Annotated in this window: 19 protein-coding genes and 1 pseudogene; 13 read left to right on the top strand and 7 right to left on the bottom strand. The window is 60.1% G+C overall.

What is annotated here, in order from left to right:
• Window positions 1-7: 7 nt before the first annotated feature.
• The 3 genes from FHT85_RS00610 to FHT85_RS00620 are packed head-to-tail and all read right to left on the bottom strand — an operon-like array spanning window position 8 to window position 2,681.
• Window positions 8-1,255 (bottom strand): vWA domain-containing protein, encoded by a 1,248-nt coding sequence (locus FHT85_RS00610; RefSeq protein WP_112411933.1) that lies wholly within the window; start codon window positions 1,253-1,255, stop codon window positions 8-10.
• A 3-nt stretch (window positions 1,256-1,258) separates the two neighbouring features.
• Entirely contained in the window at window positions 1,259-2,185 is a 927-nt protein-coding gene (locus FHT85_RS00615) for an AAA family ATPase (RefSeq protein WP_112411932.1), read from the bottom strand.
• Between the two features lie 19 nt (window positions 2,186-2,204).
• Window positions 2,205-2,681: a flavin reductase gene (locus FHT85_RS00620; RefSeq protein WP_183773981.1), complete on the bottom strand. Its 477-nt coding sequence runs from the start codon at window positions 2,679-2,681 to the stop codon at window positions 2,205-2,207.
• A gap of 187 nt (window positions 2,682-2,868) precedes the next feature.
• Between FHT85_RS00620 and FHT85_RS00625 the strand changes: the two genes are divergently transcribed.
• The 4 genes from FHT85_RS00625 (at window position 2,869) to purB (ending at window position 6,629) form a co-directional block, all read left to right on the top strand.
• On the top strand, window positions 2,869-3,948 hold the full coding sequence (locus tag FHT85_RS00625) for an ABC transporter substrate-binding protein (RefSeq protein ID WP_112411930.1): 1,080 nt from the start codon (window positions 2,869-2,871) through the stop codon (window positions 3,946-3,948).
• Between the two features lie 82 nt (window positions 3,949-4,030).
• A complete protein-coding gene (rpe, locus tag FHT85_RS00630; RefSeq protein ID WP_112334753.1) occupies window positions 4,031-4,717 on the top strand; it encodes a ribulose-phosphate 3-epimerase in 687 nt (228 codons plus the stop codon).
• A 55-nt stretch (window positions 4,718-4,772) separates the two neighbouring features.
• Window positions 4,773-5,225 (top strand): hypothetical protein, encoded by a 453-nt coding sequence (locus FHT85_RS00635; RefSeq protein WP_112411929.1) that lies wholly within the window; start codon window positions 4,773-4,775, stop codon window positions 5,223-5,225.
• Window positions 5,226-5,327: 102 nt separating this feature from the next.
• Window positions 5,328-6,629, top strand: coding sequence for an adenylosuccinate lyase (purB, locus tag FHT85_RS00640; RefSeq protein ID WP_112334840.1), 1,302 nt, complete (start codon window positions 5,328-5,330; stop codon window positions 6,627-6,629).
• Here the strand turns inward: purB and FHT85_RS00645 are convergent.
• Both FHT85_RS00645 and FHT85_RS00650 read right to left on the bottom strand, forming a co-directional pair.
• Window positions 6,610-7,126, bottom strand: a pseudogene (locus FHT85_RS00645) (low affinity iron permease family protein). The gene purB and the pseudogene FHT85_RS00645 sit on opposite strands and share 20 nt — an antisense overlap.
• Before the next feature lie 70 nt (window positions 7,127-7,196).
• Window positions 7,197-8,012, bottom strand: a complete 816-nt coding sequence (locus FHT85_RS00650) for a DUF2189 domain-containing protein (RefSeq protein WP_112411928.1) — start codon at window positions 8,010-8,012, stop codon at window positions 7,197-7,199.
• Window positions 8,013-8,180: 168 nt separating this feature from the next.
• Between FHT85_RS00650 and FHT85_RS00655 the strand changes: the two genes are divergently transcribed.
• The 6 genes from FHT85_RS00655 (at window position 8,181) to FHT85_RS00680 (ending at window position 11,927) form a co-directional block, all read left to right on the top strand.
• Window positions 8,181-8,735 carry an RBBP9/YdeN family alpha/beta hydrolase gene (locus FHT85_RS00655; protein ID WP_092716524.1) on the top strand — a complete coding sequence of 185 codons (555 nt, stop codon included), beginning with the start codon at window positions 8,181-8,183 and terminating at the stop codon, window positions 8,733-8,735.
• 266 nt (window positions 8,736-9,001) lie between these two features.
• The gene (gene purC, locus FHT85_RS00660) at window positions 9,002-9,766 is read left to right on the top strand and encodes a phosphoribosylaminoimidazolesuccinocarboxamide synthase (RefSeq protein ID WP_015340039.1); all 765 of its coding nucleotides are present in this window, start codon (window positions 9,002-9,004) and stop codon (window positions 9,764-9,766) included.
• 17 nt (window positions 9,767-9,783) lie between these two features.
• Window positions 9,784-10,026, top strand: coding sequence for a phosphoribosylformylglycinamidine synthase subunit PurS (gene purS / locus FHT85_RS00665; protein WP_069613006.1), 243 nt, complete (start codon window positions 9,784-9,786; stop codon window positions 10,024-10,026).
• A 103-nt stretch (window positions 10,027-10,129) separates the two neighbouring features.
• Window positions 10,130-10,801, top strand: a complete 672-nt coding sequence (gene purQ, locus FHT85_RS00670) for a phosphoribosylformylglycinamidine synthase subunit PurQ (RefSeq protein WP_112411927.1) — start codon at window positions 10,130-10,132, stop codon at window positions 10,799-10,801.
• A 110-nt stretch (window positions 10,802-10,911) separates the two neighbouring features.
• On the top strand, window positions 10,912-11,319 hold the full coding sequence (locus tag FHT85_RS00675) for a hypothetical protein (RefSeq protein WP_112411926.1): 408 nt from the start codon (window positions 10,912-10,914) through the stop codon (window positions 11,317-11,319).
• Window positions 11,320-11,393: 74 nt separating this feature from the next.
• Window positions 11,394-11,927 carry an AAA family ATPase gene (locus FHT85_RS00680; protein WP_112411925.1) on the top strand — a complete coding sequence of 178 codons (534 nt, stop codon included), beginning with the start codon at window positions 11,394-11,396 and terminating at the stop codon, window positions 11,925-11,927.
• Window positions 11,928-12,045: 118 nt separating this feature from the next.
• Here FHT85_RS00680 and FHT85_RS00685 read toward each other — a convergent pair whose 3' ends face one another.
• Both FHT85_RS00685 and FHT85_RS00690 read right to left on the bottom strand, forming a co-directional pair.
• The gene (locus FHT85_RS00685) at window positions 12,046-12,927 is read right to left on the bottom strand and encodes a GyrI-like domain-containing protein (RefSeq protein WP_112411924.1); all 882 of its coding nucleotides are present in this window, start codon (window positions 12,925-12,927) and stop codon (window positions 12,046-12,048) included.
• 280 nt (window positions 12,928-13,207) lie between these two features.
• On the bottom strand, window positions 13,208-13,453 hold the full coding sequence (locus FHT85_RS00690) for a DUF1127 domain-containing protein (RefSeq protein WP_112400788.1): 246 nt from the start codon (window positions 13,451-13,453) through the stop codon (window positions 13,208-13,210).
• A gap of 106 nt (window positions 13,454-13,559) precedes the next feature.
• On the opposite strand from FHT85_RS00690, the gene FHT85_RS00695 reads away from it, so the two are divergent.
• The 3 genes from FHT85_RS00695 (at window position 13,560) to purL (ending at window position 18,112) form a co-directional block, all read left to right on the top strand.
• Complete coding sequence (locus FHT85_RS00695) at window positions 13,560-14,978, top strand: PLP-dependent aminotransferase family protein (RefSeq protein WP_112411923.1); 1,419 nt, start codon at window positions 13,560-13,562, stop codon at window positions 14,976-14,978.
• Between the two features lie 122 nt (window positions 14,979-15,100).
• Window positions 15,101-15,709, top strand: a complete 609-nt coding sequence (locus FHT85_RS00700; RefSeq protein ID WP_183773932.1) for an acyloxyacyl hydrolase — start codon at window positions 15,101-15,103, stop codon at window positions 15,707-15,709.
• A gap of 171 nt (window positions 15,710-15,880) precedes the next feature.
• A complete protein-coding gene (gene purL / locus FHT85_RS00705; protein WP_112411922.1) occupies window positions 15,881-18,112 on the top strand; it encodes a phosphoribosylformylglycinamidine synthase subunit PurL in 2,232 nt (743 codons plus the stop codon).
• The last annotated feature ends 11 nt before the right edge of the window (window positions 18,113-18,123 follow it).

Consider the following 18,123-nt stretch of genomic DNA (forward strand, 5'->3'; position numbering starts at 1 on the left):
CGGAGCCTCATTGCTTGCCGAGAAACCGCCTGGGATCATAAGTGTCCGAGCGGCCGGCGGTGAGAGCCGATACGAGATCGGCCAGAGATAATAGATTGTGAACGGGACGGAATTCGTCAACATGCGGCAGCATTGCTTTTACACCGCGGGCCCGAGCCTCGAAACCCTCGAAGCGCAGAAGCGGATTGAGCCAGATCAGCCGCCGACAGGAGCGATGCAGGCGATCCATCTCCGCACTGAGCAATTCCACGCCTTCGCGCTCCAGCCCATCGGTGATCAACAGCACGATCGCGCCCTGCCCGAGCACCCGGCGCGCCCATAGCCTGTTGAACTCCTTCAGCGTCTCGCCGATCCGCGTTCCACCCGACCAGTCGCGCACCGCCACCGCACATTCGTCCAGTGCCTGATCCGGGTCCTTGTGGCGCATTGCCCGTGTCACGTTGGTCAGGCGCGTTCCGAACAGGAATGTATGAACACGCCGCCGCCGCTCAGTCAGCACGTGCAGGAAATGCAGGAAGATACGCGTGTACTGGCTCATCGAGCCGGAGATATCGGCCAGCACGACCAGTGGCGGCTGAATTTCCTTCGGCCGTCGAAAGCGTGGCAGGATCAACGCTCCGCCCGTCCGTAGCGCCAAGCGCATCGTCGCGCGTGGATCGACCTTGGCCGCTGTGCGTGACGGTGCGAAACGGCGCGTGCGCACGCGGTCCAGCGGCAGTTGCAACTTCCCCAGCTCCTTCTTGGCGACGGCAATCTCCGCCGCCGACATCTGGGCGAAATCCAGATGGCGCAGTACCTCACTGCCGGAGCTGGTAAATCGCGAATCTATTTCGATATCAGGCGCCTCACGCTGCGGACGTCGTTCGTCACGGTCACTGAGCAAGGCATCGCTTGCCCGGCTCTCGCCCGGCTTCGGTTTTTCCTTCTGCCGGTGGTCGGGTGCAACGGGCGACATCATCGCAATCATCTTGGCGACGAGATCGCGCGAGCGCCAGAACAGACGGAATGCCTCGTCAAATACCGCAAGATCCTCATGGCGCTTGACGAAGATCGAACACAGGGCGGCGTGAAATTCCTCGCGGGAACCGATGCCGATAGCCTTGACCGCTTCTATGGCGTCAGCAATCGCCCCCGGTCCGATCTTTAGCCCGGCCTTGCGCAACGCCCGGCCGAACAGCACGATATTATCGGCAAGACGCCCGTCACCGGGTGGTGACGACGCAACAATAATGCCCTCCTGCGCACCCGGCTCCATGGCTCATCCCGCCAGCAGTTCGGATTTGACTTCATCCAACACACGCTTGCCCTCGGCGCCCTGAATGCGAGCGATATCGTCCTGATATTTCAGCAGGGTGCCCAGCGTATCCGAAACGGTTTCCGGATCGAGCGCCAGCCGATCAAGTTCAGTCAGGGCCGTCGCCCAGTCGATCGTCTCGGCGACGCCCGGGTTCTTGAAAAGGTCGAGCGTGCGCAGCCTCTGCACATAGGCGACGATCTGGCGCGACAGCGCTTCATTGCAGCCGGGCACCTTACGGCGGATGATCTCAAGCTCCTGCTCGGCCTCAGGATAATCGACCCAATGATAGAGACAGCGCCGTTTCAAGGCGTCATGGACTTCGCGCGTCCGGTTAGTGGTGATGATGACGATGGGCGGTTCGGCCGCCCGGATGGTCCCGAGCTCCGGCACCGTCACCTGAAAATCGGACAGCACTTCCAGCAGGAAGGCCTCGAAAGCCTCGTCGGTGCGATCAAGCTCGTCGATCAGGAAGACTGGCGCCCGACCGCCGACACCGGACAGTGCCTGCAATACCGGCCGGCGGATCAGATAGCGCTCGGAAAAGATATCGGCCTCGATACGGTCCCGGTCGGTAAGGCCGGACGCTTCAGCGAGGCGAATTTCCAGCATCTGCGCCGGATAGTTCCATTCATAGACGGCCGAGGAAACATCCAGTCCTTCATAGCATTGCAGCCGGATGAGCGGCCGGTCGAGCGCCTTCGCCAGAACCTTGGCGATCTCGGTTTTGCCGACGCCGGCCTCGCCCTCCAGAAAGAGCGGCCGCTTCATCTTCAATGCGAGAAACAAAACGGTGCCGAGCGCGCGTCCGGCCAGATAGTCATGAGCGCCGAGCAACGCCATCGTCTCATCGATCGAACTCGGCAGCGAAGGTAATGTCTGATCCGCCATGATAACTCCCTTGCAGGGGTTATAGCGTGTGATAGCCCCGGTTCATATAGAGGAGTGCCGGCTTCGGTTCGCTGTAGCGTATGGCCATCACTTCGCCGAAGATGATGTTGTGCGTGGAGGCCTGCTTGATCTCGAGCACGCGGCAATCGAAGGCCGCGAGCGCATCGGCAAGCACCGGCGCGCCCGTGACCAGCGTCTCGAACCTGCCGGCAGCGAAGCGTTCATCGACGGTCAGTGGTGTCTTGCCGGAAAAGGCGTCGGCCAGGGCTTGATGATCCGCGCCGAGCGTATTCATGGCGAAGATGCCACTTTTGAAAAAGATCTCGTTCTTGGCGTTGCTGTTGTTGAGGCAGATCAGAACCGTCGCCGGGCTATCCGACACCGAGCACGCGGCTGTGATCGTCACGCCACGTCGCTCCGCACCGAGCGCCGTCGTCACCAGTTGCACATGCCCCGCAAAACGGCTCATGGCATCGCGATAAAGCGCCGGGTCCATACGTTGCCTGTCTAGCACCACCGTCTCCCTTTGTTGAGGCGTGCTTGCCTACCATTCAATATGACGATCAGATGTTAGCTTTTCTACAATAGCATTATTGAAAACAGAGTGATTTTGCTGCTTTTTCTTTGACGATGCCCTGCAGACGGATAAATAGGGCAGGAAAATTGTCCGGGATACTCCATCGATGAACGTTCTGCGCCGCCTTCCGCTCCTGTTTGCGCTGCTTTCGGCAGCCGGCAGCAGCTATGCCGCAGGAATTCACATCGGCGTCGTGGCACCGCAGGAGGGTAATTTCGCGGCGCTCGGGGCAGAGATAATAGCCGGCGCAAATTTCCAGATCCAGGCGCAAAAGGATACGGCAACTGTCGTCAACGAGCCTTGTACGGAGGATGGCGGCCGAGCCGCCGCTGAAGCGCTGGTGGCTGCCAATGCACAAGTCGCAATCGGCTTTCTCTGCACGGAGACCCTGGAGGGCGCGCTGCCGCGTCTCAAGGATGCCGGCATTCCCGTCATCACCGTTTCCGTTCGCTCGCGCATTCTCATGGAAGATGCGTTGAAGAATAGCTGGTCCCTGTTTCGCCTCGCGCCGGTCGATAGCGCCGAGGCGGCCGTGGCCATCGATACCATTCTGAAGAATTGGGCTGCAGAGCCGATGGCACTGATCGATGACGGCACGATACACGGCCGCGAACTCGTCGGCGCGATCCGCAACGCGCTAGAGGAAAAAGGTCTGAAGCCCGTTTTCACCGATACGTACCGTCCCGGCCAGGACCAGCAGATCGCCCTCGTGCGACGACTGAAGAAGGCAGGCGCAGCACGCGTCTTCGTCGGCGGCGATCGCAGCGATGTCGCCGTGATCGCCCGCGACGCGAAAAGCGAGAACATCCCGCTGGTCCTGATGGGCGGCGACGCCATGCGCGCCGCAGATCAGCCCCTGCCCCTGCTGGAGGGTGTGCAGGCAATTGCGCTGCCCGACTATGCCAGCCTGCCGGCAGCCCAGCCCACTGTGCAGGCGATGCGCGCAGGTGGCATCGAACCTGATGGATATACCCTACCGGCTGCGGCTGCGGCTCAGATTGCCAGCCAGGCAGCCGACGGCGCCAAGACGGACAGTAAACCCATTGCCGAAAAGCTCGTCGGAACGGTTTTCCAGACAATGATCGGCCCGATCTCATTTGGACAAAACCACGAATTGACCGAAAACCCCTATCGCCTGCTGGAATGGCGGGGCAATGCCTTCGTGCCGGTGACGCCATCGAACTGATGGCAAGCCGCTCTGGCGGTTGTTTGCCCGTTGCAGCGGTGGTAATCCAGGCGCGAAATAATCAGTTGGAGCTCAGCCACCCATGACCTTGCCGATCCGTATTGCCCCTTCCATTCTCGCCGCCGACTTCGCTAAGCTCGGGCAGGAAGTCAAGGATGTGACCGAAGCCGGCGCCGACTGGATCCATCTCGATGTCATGGACGGCCATTTCGTGCCGAACATCTCCTTCGGCGCCGATGTCATCAAGGCATTGCGTCCGTACACGACCGCTACCTTCGACTGCCATCTGATGATTTCGCCGGCCGATCCCTATCTGGAAGCCTTCGCCAAGGCTGGTTGCGACCGTATCACGGTCCATGCCGAAGCCGGCGTGCATCTGCACCGCTCGCTGCAGACGATCCGCCATCTCGGCAAGAAGGTCGGCGTCACCCTCAATCCGGCAACGCCGCTTTCCGTGCTGGAAAACGTCCTCGACGATATCGACCTGATCCTGATCATGTCGGTTAATCCCGGCTTTGGCGGCCAGAAGTTCATCCCTGCCATGGCTGATAAAATCCGCAGCGCCAAGTCCCTGATCGGTGACCGCCCGATCGAATTGGAAGTCGATGGCGGCGTCTCGGTTGAAACAGCCCCTCTGATCACCGCTTCCGGTGCCAATGTGCTCGTTGCCGGCTCGGCGATCTTCAAGGGCGAATCGGTCGACGCCTACCGTCAGACGGTAGGCGATCTCAGGGCGGCCGCCGAACGAGGCCGCGTTGGATCAAACTAATCCAACCAACGTTCTAATAGCGACGGGCCGGGCACGGACCGTCGCCTCGCATTGCTTGGAAGTGTTCGTTGGCGCGATCGGTTGGGGCGCGGCCACGGCCGCCTCGGCACTTGTCACCCTCTATTTTCGCAATGGCCTTCTGACCAGCCACATCACCGCCCTCACACTCATCTACTTCTTCGGCGGCGCCCTCGCCTGGTCCATCCTTGTGCCGCCCACCCGGCGTTTTGCCCGTCAGCGGCCGACCAGCGCGCGTTTTGCCGCCTTCTTTCTGGCCCTCTCTATCGGCACCGCAGCGATGACGGCCTTCCTTTTCGCCATGGACTATCGCTGGTTCTACTCGCGCTGGCATGCACCATTCGGTTCGCTTATCTGGATCTTCCAGTTCCTGTTTACCGGCGCCAGCGCCGTCTACCAGTTCGCCGTCCTCGGCCTCGCTCTGTTTTTGCCGCTCGGCCTCCTATGCCTGATCGTTGTTTCGGCCTATCTTGCGCGGCAGAGAGATTGAGGCCCTGAAACATTGTGCCCATGAAACATTGTGATTGCCGCCCGTCTTTGTTATGGGGGCGCCGAGTTCTCCCTTTCCGTCAGCCAAGAAAGCTTTGAGCCTATGATCCCGCGCTACTCCCGACCGGAAATGGTCGCCATCTGGTCTCCTGAAACCAAGTTCCGTATCTGGTTCGAGATCGAGGCCCATGCCTGTGACGCACTGGCCGCGCTCGGCGTCATTCCGAAGTCGGCAGCGGATACCATCTGGGAAAAGGGCGGCAAGGCCACGTTCGACGTCGCCCGCATCGACGAGATCGAAGCAGTGACCAAGCACGACGTCATCGCCTTCCTGACGCATCTGGCCGAAATCGTCGGGCCGGACGCCCGTTTCGTGCACCAGGGCATGACCTCCTCCGACGTTCTCGATACGTGCTTCAACGTCCAGCTCGTGCGCGCCAGCGACCTGCTGCTCGCCGATATCGACAAGCTGCTGGAAGCCCTGAAGCGTCGTGCCTTCGAGCATAAGGACACCGTCACCATCGGCCGCTCGCACGGCATCCATGCCGAACCCACGACCTTCGGCGTCAAGCTGGCGCTCGCCTATGCCGAATTCGAACGCTGCAAGCAGCGCCTGATCGCCGCCCGCGAGGAAGTCGCAACCTGCGCGATCTCCGGCGCCGTCGGCACCTTCGCCAACATCGACCCGCGCGTCGAGGAGCATGTCGCAGCCGCGCTCGGGCTGAAGCCGGAGCCGGTTTCGACCCAGGTCATCCCGCGCGACCGTCATGCGATGTTCTTCGCGACACTCGGCGTCGTCGCCTCCTCGATCGAGCGTCTCGCCACCGAAATCCGCCATCTGCAGCGCACCGAAGTTCTGGAAGCCGAAGAATATTTCTCGCCGGGCCAGAAGGGCTCCTCCGCCATGCCGCACAAGCGCAATCCGGTCCTGACGGAAAACCTGACGGGCCTCGCCCGCATGGTCCGCTCCTATTCGATCCCGGCCATGGAAAATGTCGCTCTCTGGCATGAGCGCGATATCTCGCACTCCTCCGTCGAACGCATGATCGGCCCGGACGCGACCGTCACGCTCGATTTCGCGCTGGCCCGCATCACCAGCGTCATCGACAAACTGCTCGTCTATCCGGACAATATGGTGAAGAATCTGAACAAGTTCCGCGGGCTTGTTCATTCGCAGCGCGTGCTGCTGGCGCTAACCCAGGCCGGCGTCTCCCGCGAAGATTCCTATCGCCTGGTCCAGCGCAACGCCATGAAGGTTTGGGAGGAAGGCAAGGACTTCCTCGAGGAATTGCTGGCCGACCAGGAAGTGCGTGCGGCTCTCTCGGAAGCAGATATCCGCGAAAAATTCGACCTTGGCTACCACACCAAGCATGTCGACACGATCTTCAAGCGGGTTTTCGGCTAGAGTTTTCCGTTTCTGATTTTGCTTTGCTTGAGGCGGTGCGGCTGACGCGCCGCCTCTTTCTGTTGTTGGCGGATGTGGCCGCGATAGCGCGGTCATGCTCGATGCTCTCGCCAGCCTTGTCCTGATGTTGTTCAGGTTCGCGCTTTGCCGCCTTTTCGACCAGCCGGTCGAGGTGCTTCAAATCCTCTTCGTCAAGATTCTCGATCCCGACAAAGCGGTTCTCGGCCGCGCTCGTCAGGATGAGTTCGTTGAGCTTGGCCTGGATGGCCCGCGTATCGCGCATCTGTGCATTCTGCAGCAGAAAAACCATCAGGAAGGTGACGATCGTCGTGCTGGTGTTGATGACCAGCTGCCATGTGTCGGAGTAACCGAAGATTGGCCCGGTGGCTCCCCAAAAGAACCACCGAAAGCAGCGCCAGCACGAAAATGACCGGCTTGCCAGTCCATTCCGAAACCACGACTGCGAAACGGGTGAAAATATGGGTAAGTCGCGCCATGATCCGCATCTCCTTGTGATGCGGATCAACGTGAAAACCGCCCCGCGGTTCCAATGATGACGGCTTCGGCCTATGCCGGCTTCGTCCGGCTCTCAGTCACAATCAGCTTGCGATAGAGATGCCAGGACGCATGGCCGAGGATCGGCATGACGACTGCCAGCCCGACAAAGATCGGGATGGTGCCGACAACGAGCAGCGCCGCCACGATCAAGCCCCAGACGGCGATCGGCACCGGATTGGTCAGCGTCGCCCGGATACTCGCATCGATCGCGGCGACGACACCGACGTCACGGTCAAGTAGCAGCTGGAACGTAACGACCGTGGTCGCCAGGGCCACGAGCGCAAAGACGAAGCCGATCAGGTCGCCCCAAAGCATCATCGCCATGCCTTCCCGCGTCGTCAGCACGCTCGAGACGAAGGATGAAAGCGTTGGAGGGACACCATCGCCGAAGTAGATGAAATAGATATTCCGCGCCACGAAGAGCCAGACAATGAACAGGCCGAACAGCATGAGGCCGGCAACGATAATCGACGGCAGCGCCGGTGAAAAGCGCACGTCGAACGCATGGCTCCACGACGTATCTTGCCCCTTTTCACGCCGTCGGCTGATCTCGTAGAGACCGATCGCGGCCAAGGGTCCGAGCAGAGCGAAACCGGACATCAGCGGAAACAGCAATGGCAGTAGATTCTGGTCAGTGCTCCATATCGCAAGCGCAATGCCGGCAATCGGATACATCAGGCACAAGAAGACATAATGCGATGGCTTTTCGCTGAAATCGTCAAGTCCCATTTTCAGGGCATCGACGAGATCGGCGATAGCGATCTTACGGATGGCGGGACGCGTAAAAGTGTGGTCTGCTCCAGCCATGACGTGAAAGGCCGTCATAATGCTCTCCTCCTCAACCGTGGTGCTCGGTTGGCGGTGCAAGATGGCGGCAAAACGGGTCGCCGACATCGTCATTCGCTACCGGCAGCAGTAATCATAGCAAATTTTGTCGCAATTGTCGCCTTTTCCCTTGACAGTTGAGCTCCCCTTTTCCACATCGGCGAAATCATGAAAGCCTCCGACGCAAACATCCTCATCATCCCCGGCTATACGAATTCCGGCCCCGACCACTGGCAGACCCGCTGGGAGCAGAAGCTCTCGACCGCGCGGCGCGTGGAACAGGCTGAATGGTCGAAGCCCGTGCGCGACGATTGGGTGGCCCGCATTGCGGAAGAAGTGAATGCCTCGGACAAGCCCGTCGTGCTGGTCGCGCATTCCCTCGGCGTTCCCTCGGTGATCCATGCAATCCCGCATTTCCGCAACAAGGTCGCAGGCGCCTTCCTGGTCGCGCCGCCGGATGTCGCCAATCCTGGCATCCGGCCCAAGCATCTGATGACGTTCGGTCCCTACCCGCGCGATCCCCTGCCGTTCCCGTCGATCACGATTGCCAGCCGCAACGATCCCTTCGGCACCTATGAGCACGCCGACGATATTGCCAACAGCTGGGGCTCGCTCCTGATCGATGCCGGCGAATCCGGTCATATCAATACCGAATCCGGTCACGGCCCCTGGCCGGAAGGCACAATGGTCTTTTCGAAGTTTCTCAGCCAGCTGAAGCCGTAGTATTATCGCAGCGTGACGATGAATAGAGGCATGCCTCGCCTCACTAGCCTGTGAAGTACCCGGCACCTTCATTCCATCGTCAGATAAAAACCTGTAAAACAGGTCATGACTGGACCCCGAATCTGGCATTGGCACCCCGCCGAGGCCGGAATTCCGAGGAAGGAGGCGCAGGCGGATTGTGAATTCGCTTCTTATCCGTTATGGGGACGCCCACATACGATCCACTTGCGCTGTCCCATGAGCGCCAAAGACAGAGAAGAATACCAATGAACCGTCGCCGCCGTATTTACGAGGGCAAGGCCAAGATCCTTTACGAGGGGCCTGAGCCGGGCACGCTGATCCAGTTCTTCAAGGACGACGCCACCGCCTTCAACAAGAAGAAGCACGAAGTCATCGATGGCAAGGGTGTTCTGAACAATCGCATCTGCGAGTATATCTTCAGCCATCTGAACAAGATCGGCATTCCCACCCATTTCATCCGCCGCCTCAACATGCGCGAGCAGCTGATCAAGGAAGTGGAGATGATTCCGCTCGAGATCGTCGTGCGCAACGTCGCCGCCGGCTCGCTCGCCAAGCGCCTCGGCATCGAGGAAGGCGTGGTCCTGCCCCGCTCGATCATCGAATTCTACTATAAGTCCGATGCGCTCGAAGATCCGATGGTCTCCGAAGAGCACATCACCGCCTTCGGCTGGGCCAATCCGGCCGAGCTCGATGACATCATGGCGCTCGCCATCCGCGTAAACGACTTCATGACCGGCCTTTTTCTCGGCGTCGGCATCCAGCTCGTCGATTTCAAGATCGAATGCGGCCGCCTGTTCGAAGGCGACATGATGCGCATCATCCTCGCCGACGAAATCTCGCCGGACTCTTGCCGTCTCTGGGACATCGAAACCCACGAGAAGATGGACAAGGACCGCTTCCGTCGCGACATGGGCGGCCTGCTCGAAGCCTATTCGGAAGTGGCTCGCCGCCTCGGCATCATCAATGAAAACGAACCCGTGCGCGGCACGGGCCCGGTTCTCGTCAAGTAAGTTCAGAAAGGACAATCGTGATCAAGGCTCGTGTAACCGTCACGCTGAAGAACGGCGTTCTCGATCCGCAGGGCAAGGCAATCGAAGGCGCGCTTGGCGCACTCGGCTTTGACGGCGTCCATCAGGTCCGCCAAGGCAAGGTCTTCGATCTCGAGCTTGAAGGCACCGACAAGAACAAGGCCGAAGCCGATCTGAAGGCCATGTGCGAGAAGCTTCTCGCCAATACGGTCATCGAGAACTTCAGCATTTCGATCGACTGATTGTCCTCTTTCGTGAGCCATTCTTCCTTTGCCCGAGGCAATGGAGTATGGCTCACGAAGCACTTCCAGCGATTATCCCTTTGCCTATTGCGGGAACAGCATCATGAAATCAGCAGTCGTCCAACTCCCCGGCCTCAATCGCGATCGCGACATGATCGCGGCGCTGACCAAGATTTCCGGCCATGCGCCCATGACGGTCTGGCAGACGGAGACCGAGATTCCGGATGTCGACCTGATCGTCATTCCCGGCGGCTTCTCCTATGGCGATTATCTGCGCTGCGGCGCGATCGCCGCCCGCATGCCGATCGTGCAGGCGATCAAGGACAAGGCCGACAAGGGCGTCAAGGTCTTGGGCGTCTGCAACGGTTTCCAGATTCTGCTCGAAGCCGGCATGCTGCCGGGCGCGTTGATGCGCAACGCTTCGCTGAAATTCGTCTGCCGCGAAGTGAAGCTGGAAGTCGTCAATGCCGAAACGGACTTCACGTCCGCCTATGCCAAAGGCCAGGTCATCCGCAGCCCAGTCGCACATCACGACGGCAATTATTTCGCGGATGCCGAAACGCTGAAGGCTATCGAGGATAATGGCCAGGTGGTCTTCCGCTACGCCGAAGGCACCAACCCCAACGGCTCGGTCAACGACATCGCCGGGGTCATGAACGCCAAGGGCAACGTGCTCGGCATGATGCCGCATCCAGAAAATCTGATCGAGGCGGCTCATGGCGGCAGCGACGGTCGCGGTCTGTTTGCGTCCGCGCTTGGCGTGATCGCGGCCTGATAGGCCAGCCTGCCGTCAGAACCATAAAATCGGCGTTTTTGGATCGAACAGCAGGGCGCCGGAATGCGACCCGGCAGACCAGCCCTAACCGCCTCATTGGAAAGAGATTGATGCGCCCTCGCCTCCTGACAGGACTTTACTCCGCCGCCGCTATCGCGATGCTTGGGCTATTGATCACCTCTTGCGGCCCGCGTCCGCCGAGCATCATCGCGACCGATCACAGCGCCCTGTCGACGATGGAACGCATCATGCTCAATGCCAATGTCTGCTGGTTCAAGTCTTCGGACCCTGCGTTTGCCAGCTATCAGCTCGCTCCCGAGCTCAATTCCTTTACCGGTCGCCCACGCATCCTCGTGGTCGACAAGAAACATCCGACCGGCCGGCCTTCGCTCGTCGTGCAAGCGGAAGGCAACCCTGCGCAATTGCAGGCCTTCGGGCCGATGATGTCAGGCGCTTCCGGCGGCCGCATTACGGGTGACGTCAATCGCTGGGCTGGGGGATCGAAGGCCTGCAGCTAAGCCGCAAGCCTTATCCGCTTCAACACTATCCCGCGGCCAGCACATGACGTGCCCTTTACCCAGGGAACATTGTCATGGACAGGTTTATCATCCTTTCGGGCTGCTCCGGCGGCGGCAAATCGACGTTGCTGGAAGCGCTCAAGCGCCGCGGTTATCATACCGTCGAAGAGCCGGGGCGGCGCATCGTCGTTAAGGAACTGAAAGGCGACGGATCTGCCCTGCCTTGGGTCGATGCACCGGCATTTGCGCGCAGGGAAATCGCCACGTCGCTGATGGATCGTGAAGAAGCAGCGGCATTCCCCGGTTCTGTCTTCTTCGACCGGGGATTGATCGACGCGGCATCGGCGCTCGAACATATGACGGGCGAGCCCGCCTTGGCGTTGCTGGGCCAACTGCACCGCTACAATAAACATGTCTTCCTGACGCCGCCCTGGCCGGAGATCAATGTCGGCGACCGGGAACGGAGGCACGATTTCTCGGCCGCCGTCGAGGAATATGAGCGGCTGACTGCCGCCTACCCGACACTCGGCTATGAGACCCACGTTTTGCCAAAGGTCAGCGTCGAGGAACGTGCCGACTTCGTTCTTTCGGTTCTCGGACTTAGCTAGGCGGCAAACTGCGTTATTATCGGGCGGGCCTACCTGGCGATGAACCCATCAAGACCGGGATCGGTTGTATAGGGACTGCCCCCTGTTATCGGGAGGGATAGGTCATCGTCGGAGGTCGTCATTTCAGCGGCAAAAACAGTTCCGCGACCGCTTCGTGCTCCGGAACCTCCGGGAAGAAGGCAAGCCGCTGGCAATAGATCGGGAAGTCACGAACTTCCTCGCCGCTGGCCGGAAGCCAGTCGCGATAAAGATAGAGCGCGGCTGGCTCCAGATTGTCGGTGTTGCCGACCACACGCAGGACCGCGCAGCGCCCGCCAGGGATCTCACCGACGGTGATCTCCTCGCCGTTCGTCTCGATCGGCTGGTCGGTCCCGACACAAAGGTCCATGCTATAGTCCGCTGGCGACGCGGGGCGCCGCTCGGAACGCCAGACATTGAAGGTCGGATTTGTCTTCGGATGCAGGCCAGCGGCCTTACGCCACGCGATGAACCGCTGGATGGTGGCGCCGATTGTCGTAGGGTCGCCCCGATGCTCCATGATCGCTACCGGCGTCACCGGTACCTCGCGGATTGTTACGTCGTCAAAGGTAAAGGTCTTCTGCATGAGCTTGCTCCTTGCGTTGTCGAAAGGCCCTAAGGCCGCAAGCCACGGCTCCCAGTCCGGAGACTTCCGGAACGACGAAGGCGATTGCCCGAACCTTCGCCGAAAGGCGCGGGCGAAGGCGTCCGGTGCGTCATAGCCGGCATCCATCGCTATGTCCGTGACGCTTTGGTCGCCCGTGTAGGCCAACCGGTGCGACGCCCGTTTCAGGCGGGCAAGCTGGATATAGCGATGTGCGGACAACCCGAAGGTCGCCGTAAACTGCCGATGGAAATGGAACTTCGAAAAGGCCGCAATATCGCTCACCGTTTCCAAGTCCAGATCACTGTCAAGATGCCGGTCGATGTGGTCCAGCACTCGCAGCATCCGTGCCCGATAATTGTGAAACGCCGTCTTCATCGTCCCTCCTGCGTGGCCACATCAATTAGGCATACGCAGGCATGGCGCGCTCGACCGATCTTGCTGTTCTGTCATGCTTTGCAGAATATCGCCAAGGACCGTTTACGGAGCGCGCCCCATTTGTGGACAAACGGCATACGAGAGGCAGATCATTGTCTCGATCGACCACGACACGGACTCACGACCAAGATCCAAGTCGTCGTCGACGCCCTGGGCTTTCCGATCCCGCTCGTCTCGTCATGGCTGTGGTTGCACGTCTATGAGTTGACGCCAACCCTTCTCAATCCCAAAAGAACGACTTGTTGACCTCTTTGACCGCCTGGCGGCGCGTCAGGCCGATGTCGAGCAACTGGTCATCCGTCAGATCCCTCAGAACCCGCCGTCCTTCGCGCTTCTCCCGCCAATGCAGGTAAAGTGCCCAGAGCCGACGCACTACCTGCGGCCTTGGCTTCGCCGCCGCACACTCCATGTTCACCGAACGAGCGCCTCCCGCCTCGGTCGAACAGATTGTACCCATTGTGCTCATTTTTCATTTCCAGATGATGATGACAATTTTAATGTACCGAGCCAAACGGCACAAATTGACTCATACTCTTGACTCAACAACAGGGACAATCTAGGAAATTGTCATTATGACAAATTGGCTACCTGACATTTCAAGCGGAACCGGCCCGGTTTACATCCGCGTCGCTGACAGCATCGAAAATGCGATCACGCATGGCGTCTTGCCTCCGGGCACGAAGCTGCCGCCGCAGCGCAATCTCGCCTATGATATCGGCGTTACCATCGGCACGGTCAGCCGGGCCTATGCCCTTGTGCATGAACGCGGCCTCGTCGCTGGCGAAGTCGGCCGCGGCACCTATGTTCTCGAGCGTTCGAACGGCAAGCAGATCGAGCTTGTCGATCCGATCACGCAGGCGCTTGCCGGTACCCGCGGTCTGAATACGCCCGACGCCAAGATCCGCTTCGACACGACGGCCGCTCCCGACATCGGCCAGGGTACGATCATCGGCAAGCTTTTCGCCGACATCAGCAGCGATCATCAATCCGAGATCTCTTCCTATTCAAGGAACTTCCCGGCAAACTGGTTTGAGGCCGGGCAGATATGGCTCGCCCGAAACGGCTGGAAGCCGGCAATCGAAACGATCGTGCCGACGCTCGGCGCGCACGCAGCCGCCATAGCAGTCATTTCCGCCGTCACCTCGCCGGGCGACAAGATCGTCTTCGAGAACCTCACCTATACGCAGATCAGCCGCGCCGCGCGCCTGCTCGGAAGGCGCTCGATCCTCGTGGATTCGGACGAGCACGGGATGATCCCGGAAGATTTCGAACGTCTCTGCCAGCAGCAGCATCCGCGCCTCGCCTTTTTGATGCCGACAGCCCATAATCCCACGCTGGTGACGATGCCGGAGGCAAGACGCCGGGCGATTGCCGCCATTGCCCGCCGCCACAGCGTATGGCTGATCGAGGACGACCTCTACGGCGGCATGACCGGCGACCAGAACCCGCTGATGGCGGCCATTGCGCCGGAGCGGACGTTCGTCGTCAGCAGCTTGTCTAAATCAGTGACAGCCGGCGTGCGCGGCGGCTGGGTCGCTTGCCCGCCGCATTTCGCCCAGCGCATCAAGGTTACGCACAAGATGACGACGGGCGGCTTGCCTTTCATATTGGCCGAAACCTGCGCCCGGCTCGTACTCGGCGGTCATGCCCTGGAACTGCGCCGCAAATCGGTCGAAGAGATCAAGGCCCGTGAGCAATTGGCACGTGAGGCACTATCGGGCTTCGAGTTCAATTCGCATCCGCATCTGCCATTCCTGTGGCTGAAGCTGCCGGAACCCTGGCTTTCGGGTACCTTCAAGAATGCAGCCCTCTCCGAAGGAGTGCTCATCGATGACGAGGATGAATTCAAGGCCGCCCGAATCGATAGGGTCTATCATCGCGTCCGCGTCGCCTTTTCGTCACCACCACAGCGAAAAGATGTTGCCGCCGGGTTCATGACATTACGCAGGTTGTTGGAAAACGGCTCATCGGGTTACGATAGTCACATTTAAGCAAGCCTTATCAATTTATCGACAGACATCTTGCGCAAATGTGCGTTCGTCGCCTCGACACTTAGCACGCTACCATTCTATCAATGAAAGTGAGGATTCGCCCGCTACACTAGGGGGAGCGCATGGCTATTGCAGGCTTTTTCAGCAAGCGTTTAGTTTTGAGTTTTCTGACAGTCAGTTCGATATTCGTTGCGGGTCACTCGACCGCAATCGCCGCCGACACCGTGGCGGCCGCACCCGCCCCTCAAGTCAAGATTTTCGACGAACTGCGTTTTGGCGCAAGCGGCTCCGTCCAGAGCGGCAACGAGCACGAAAGCGGCGTCTTCCCGGATGTCCAGGTTCTCTTCAATCCGTTCGGCTACAATCCGACCGCCGACTGGAAGGATCAGCTGACCCATCCTCGTATCCATGTAGGCACGTCGATCGGCACATCGGGCTCTGCGACGCAGGTCTATGGCGGCCTTTCCTGGACGCTCACGAATAGCAACGGCATCTTCACCGAACTCGGCTTCGGCGGCACGGTGCACACCGGCAACCTGGATGACTGGCGAGAGCACGGTCCGATGCTCGGCTGCCGCCTGCTCTTCCACGAATATGCCGGCCTCGGCTACAATTTCGATAATCATTGGAACGTAATGGCGCAGATCGCGCACTCGTCGCATGCCAATCTTTGCGATGGACCTAATGGCGGCATGACGCGTGCCGGCATCATGGTCGGTTATAAATTCTGACCTTGCGAAAACGGCCGCCCATGGCCGCACGCTTGATTTTCGCTGCATCTACGCCGGTGTGTTGTGAACGCCGGTGATTTTCCTGTCGCACGACAGGGAGAGTTGCGCTAAAGAGACCCCGATCCCTGACCGGTCTTCAAACCCTTTACAGGCAAGGACACTCGAGCGCCCATGACCATTTCCAATACGATCCAGATCACCCCCGAACTGATTGCCGCCCACGGCCTGAAGCCGGATGAATATCAGCGCATTCTGGATCTGATCGGCCGCGAGCCTTCCTTCACCGAGCTCGGCATCTTTTCGGCCATGTGGAACGAGCATTGCTCGTACAAGTCCTCCAAGAAATGGCTCCGCACCCTGCCGACCAAGGGACCGCGCGTCATTCAGGGGCCAGGCGAGAATGCCGGCGTTGTTGACATCGATGACGGCGATTGCGTCGTCTTCAAGATGGAGAGCCACAACCACCCATCCTACATCGAGCCGTATCAGGGTGCTGCCACAGGCGTCGGCGGCATCTTGCGCGACGTCTTCACCATGGGTGCTCGCCCGGTCGCTGCCATGAATGCCTTGCGCTTCGGCGAACCGGATCACCCGAAGACCCGCCACCTCGTCTCCGGCGTCGTTGCCGGCGTTGGCGGCTATGGCAATTCCTTCGGCGTTCCGACTGTTGGCGGCGAAGTCGAGTTCGATGCGCGCTACAACGGCAATATCCTGGTCAACGCCTTTGCGGCCGGTCTTGCCAAGTCCAATGCGATCTTCCTTTCGGAAGCCAAGGGCGTCGGCCTGCCGGTCGTCTATCTCGGCGCCAAGACCGGCCGTGATGGCGTCGGCGGCGCGACCATGGCGTCTGCCGAATTTGACGAATCGATCGAGGAAAAGCGCCCGACCGTTCAAGTCGGCGACCCCTTCACCGAAAAGTGCCTGCTGGAAGCCTGCCTGGAACTGATGCAGACGGGCGCCGTTATCGCCATCCAGGACATGGGTGCGGCTGGCCTTACCTGCTCCGCCGTCGAAATGGGCGCCAAGGGCGACCTCGGCATCGAGCTCGATCTCGACAAGGTGCCGGTGCGCGAAGAGCAGATGACGGCCTATGAAATGATGCTGTCGGAAAGCCAGGAACGCATGCTCATGGTCCTGCAGCCAGAAAAGGAAGCCGTCGCCAAGGCGATCTTCGTCAAATGGGGCCTGGATTTCGCCATCGTCGGCAAGACGACGGACGACCTGCGTTTCCGGGTCATCCATCAGGGCGAGGAAGTTGCAAATCTGCCGATCAAGGATCTCGGTGACCAGGCTCCGGAATATGACCGTCCGTGGCGCGAATCCGACAAGCGCGCCGCCCTGCCCGCTGATCTGGTTGCCGCGCCGGAAGATTATGGTCAGGCTCTGCTGAAGCTGGTGGGCTCCGCCAACCAGTCCAGCCGCCGCTGGGTCTACGAGCAGTACGACACCTTGATCCAAGGCAACTCGCTGCAGCTCCCAGGCGGCGACGCCGGCGTTGTCCGCGTCGAAGGCCATGCGACCAAGGCTCTCGCCTTCTCCTCCGACGTCACGCCGCGCTATGTCGAAGCCGATCCCTTAGAAGGCGGCAAGCAGGCCGTCGCCGAATGCTGGCGCAACATCACCGCAACCGGTGCCGAGCCGCTGGCCGCGACCGACAATCTGAACTTCGGCAATCCGGAAAAGCCCGAGATCATGGGCCAGTTCGTTGGCGCCATTAAAGGCATCGGCGAAGCCTGCCGCGCGCTGGATTTCCCTATCGTCTCCGGCAATGTCTCGCTCTACAACGAGACCAATGGCATCGCGATCCTGCCGACCCCGACCATCGCGGGCGTCGGCCTACTGCCGGATTGGAAGGCCATGGCCCGCATCGGCTCCGCTTCGGAAGGTGACCACGTTTTGATGATCGGTGTCGACGGCAGCCATCTCGGCTCCTCGATCTATCTCCGCGACATCCTCGGCTCGACCGACGGCCCGGCTCCGGAAGTCGATCTCTTTGCCGAGCGCCGCAATGGCGATTTCGTCCGCTCCGCCATCCGCAACGGCCAGGTCTCGGCCTGCCACGACATATCGTCCGGGGGACTGGCGTTGGCACTCGCAGAAATGGCGATGGCATCCGGCAAGGGCCTGAACATTGATCTCTCCGAACATAAGACCCTGCCGCATGCGGCACTTTTCGGTGAGGATCAGGCCCGCTACGTCATCGCCGTTCCGGCCGACGTCGCGAATTTCGTCTGCATCAATGCTGAAAGCGCCGGCATCCCCTTCCGCCGTCTCGGAACGATCGGCGGCGATGCACTCGTTATCGATGGGTTGTTAACGCTTCCGGTTGAACAGTTGCGTGAGGCGCATGAATCGTGGTTTCCTGCCTTCATGGATGGCAGCGCTCTCGCCGCCGCTGAATAATCGAGGTACCA

Origin of the sequence: Rhizobium sp. BK312, assembly GCF_014193605.1 — a bacterium.
GTDB lineage: Bacteria > Pseudomonadota > Alphaproteobacteria > Rhizobiales > Rhizobiaceae > Rhizobium.

Coding starts and splice junctions, on each gene's coding strand:
- FHT85_RS00700 (WP_183773932.1), top strand. CDS start 15,101: ATGGCTATTGCAGGCTTTTTCAGCAAGCGTTTAGTTTTGAGTTTTCTG.
- FHT85_RS00695 (WP_112411923.1), top strand. CDS start 13,560: ATGACAAATTGGCTACCTGACATTTCAAGCGGAACCGGCCCGGTTTAC.
- FHT85_RS00680 (WP_112411925.1), top strand. CDS start 11,394: ATGGACAGGTTTATCATCCTTTCGGGCTGCTCCGGCGGCGGCAAATCG.
- FHT85_RS00685 (WP_112411924.1), bottom strand. CDS start 12,927: ATGAAGACGGCGTTTCACAATTATCGGGCACGGATGCTGCGAGTGCTG.
- FHT85_RS00675 (WP_112411926.1), top strand. CDS start 10,912: ATGCGCCCTCGCCTCCTGACAGGACTTTACTCCGCCGCCGCTATCGCG.
- FHT85_RS00625 (WP_112411930.1), top strand. CDS start 2,869: ATGAACGTTCTGCGCCGCCTTCCGCTCCTGTTTGCGCTGCTTTCGGCA.
- purC (WP_015340039.1), top strand. CDS start 9,002: ATGAACCGTCGCCGCCGTATTTACGAGGGCAAGGCCAAGATCCTTTAC.
- rpe (WP_112334753.1), top strand. CDS start 4,031: ATGACCTTGCCGATCCGTATTGCCCCTTCCATTCTCGCCGCCGACTTC.
- FHT85_RS00655 (WP_092716524.1), top strand. CDS start 8,181: ATGAAAGCCTCCGACGCAAACATCCTCATCATCCCCGGCTATACGAAT.
- FHT85_RS00620 (WP_183773981.1), bottom strand. CDS start 2,681: ATGGACCCGGCGCTTTATCGCGATGCCATGAGCCGTTTTGCGGGGCAT.
- purB (WP_112334840.1), top strand. CDS start 5,328: ATGATCCCGCGCTACTCCCGACCGGAAATGGTCGCCATCTGGTCTCCT.
- FHT85_RS00615 (WP_112411932.1), bottom strand. CDS start 2,185: ATGGCGGATCAGACATTACCTTCGCTGCCGAGTTCGATCGATGAGACG.
- FHT85_RS00610 (WP_112411933.1), bottom strand. CDS start 1,255: ATGGAGCCGGGTGCGCAGGAGGGCATTATTGTTGCGTCGTCACCACCC.
- FHT85_RS00650 (WP_112411928.1), bottom strand. CDS start 8,012: ATGACGGCCTTTCACGTCATGGCTGGAGCAGACCACACTTTTACGCGT.
- FHT85_RS00690 (WP_112400788.1), bottom strand. CDS start 13,453: ATGAGCACAATGGGTACAATCTGTTCGACCGAGGCGGGAGGCGCTCGT.
- purL (WP_112411922.1), top strand. CDS start 15,881: ATGACCATTTCCAATACGATCCAGATCACCCCCGAACTGATTGCCGCC.
- purQ (WP_112411927.1), top strand. CDS start 10,130: ATGAAATCAGCAGTCGTCCAACTCCCCGGCCTCAATCGCGATCGCGAC.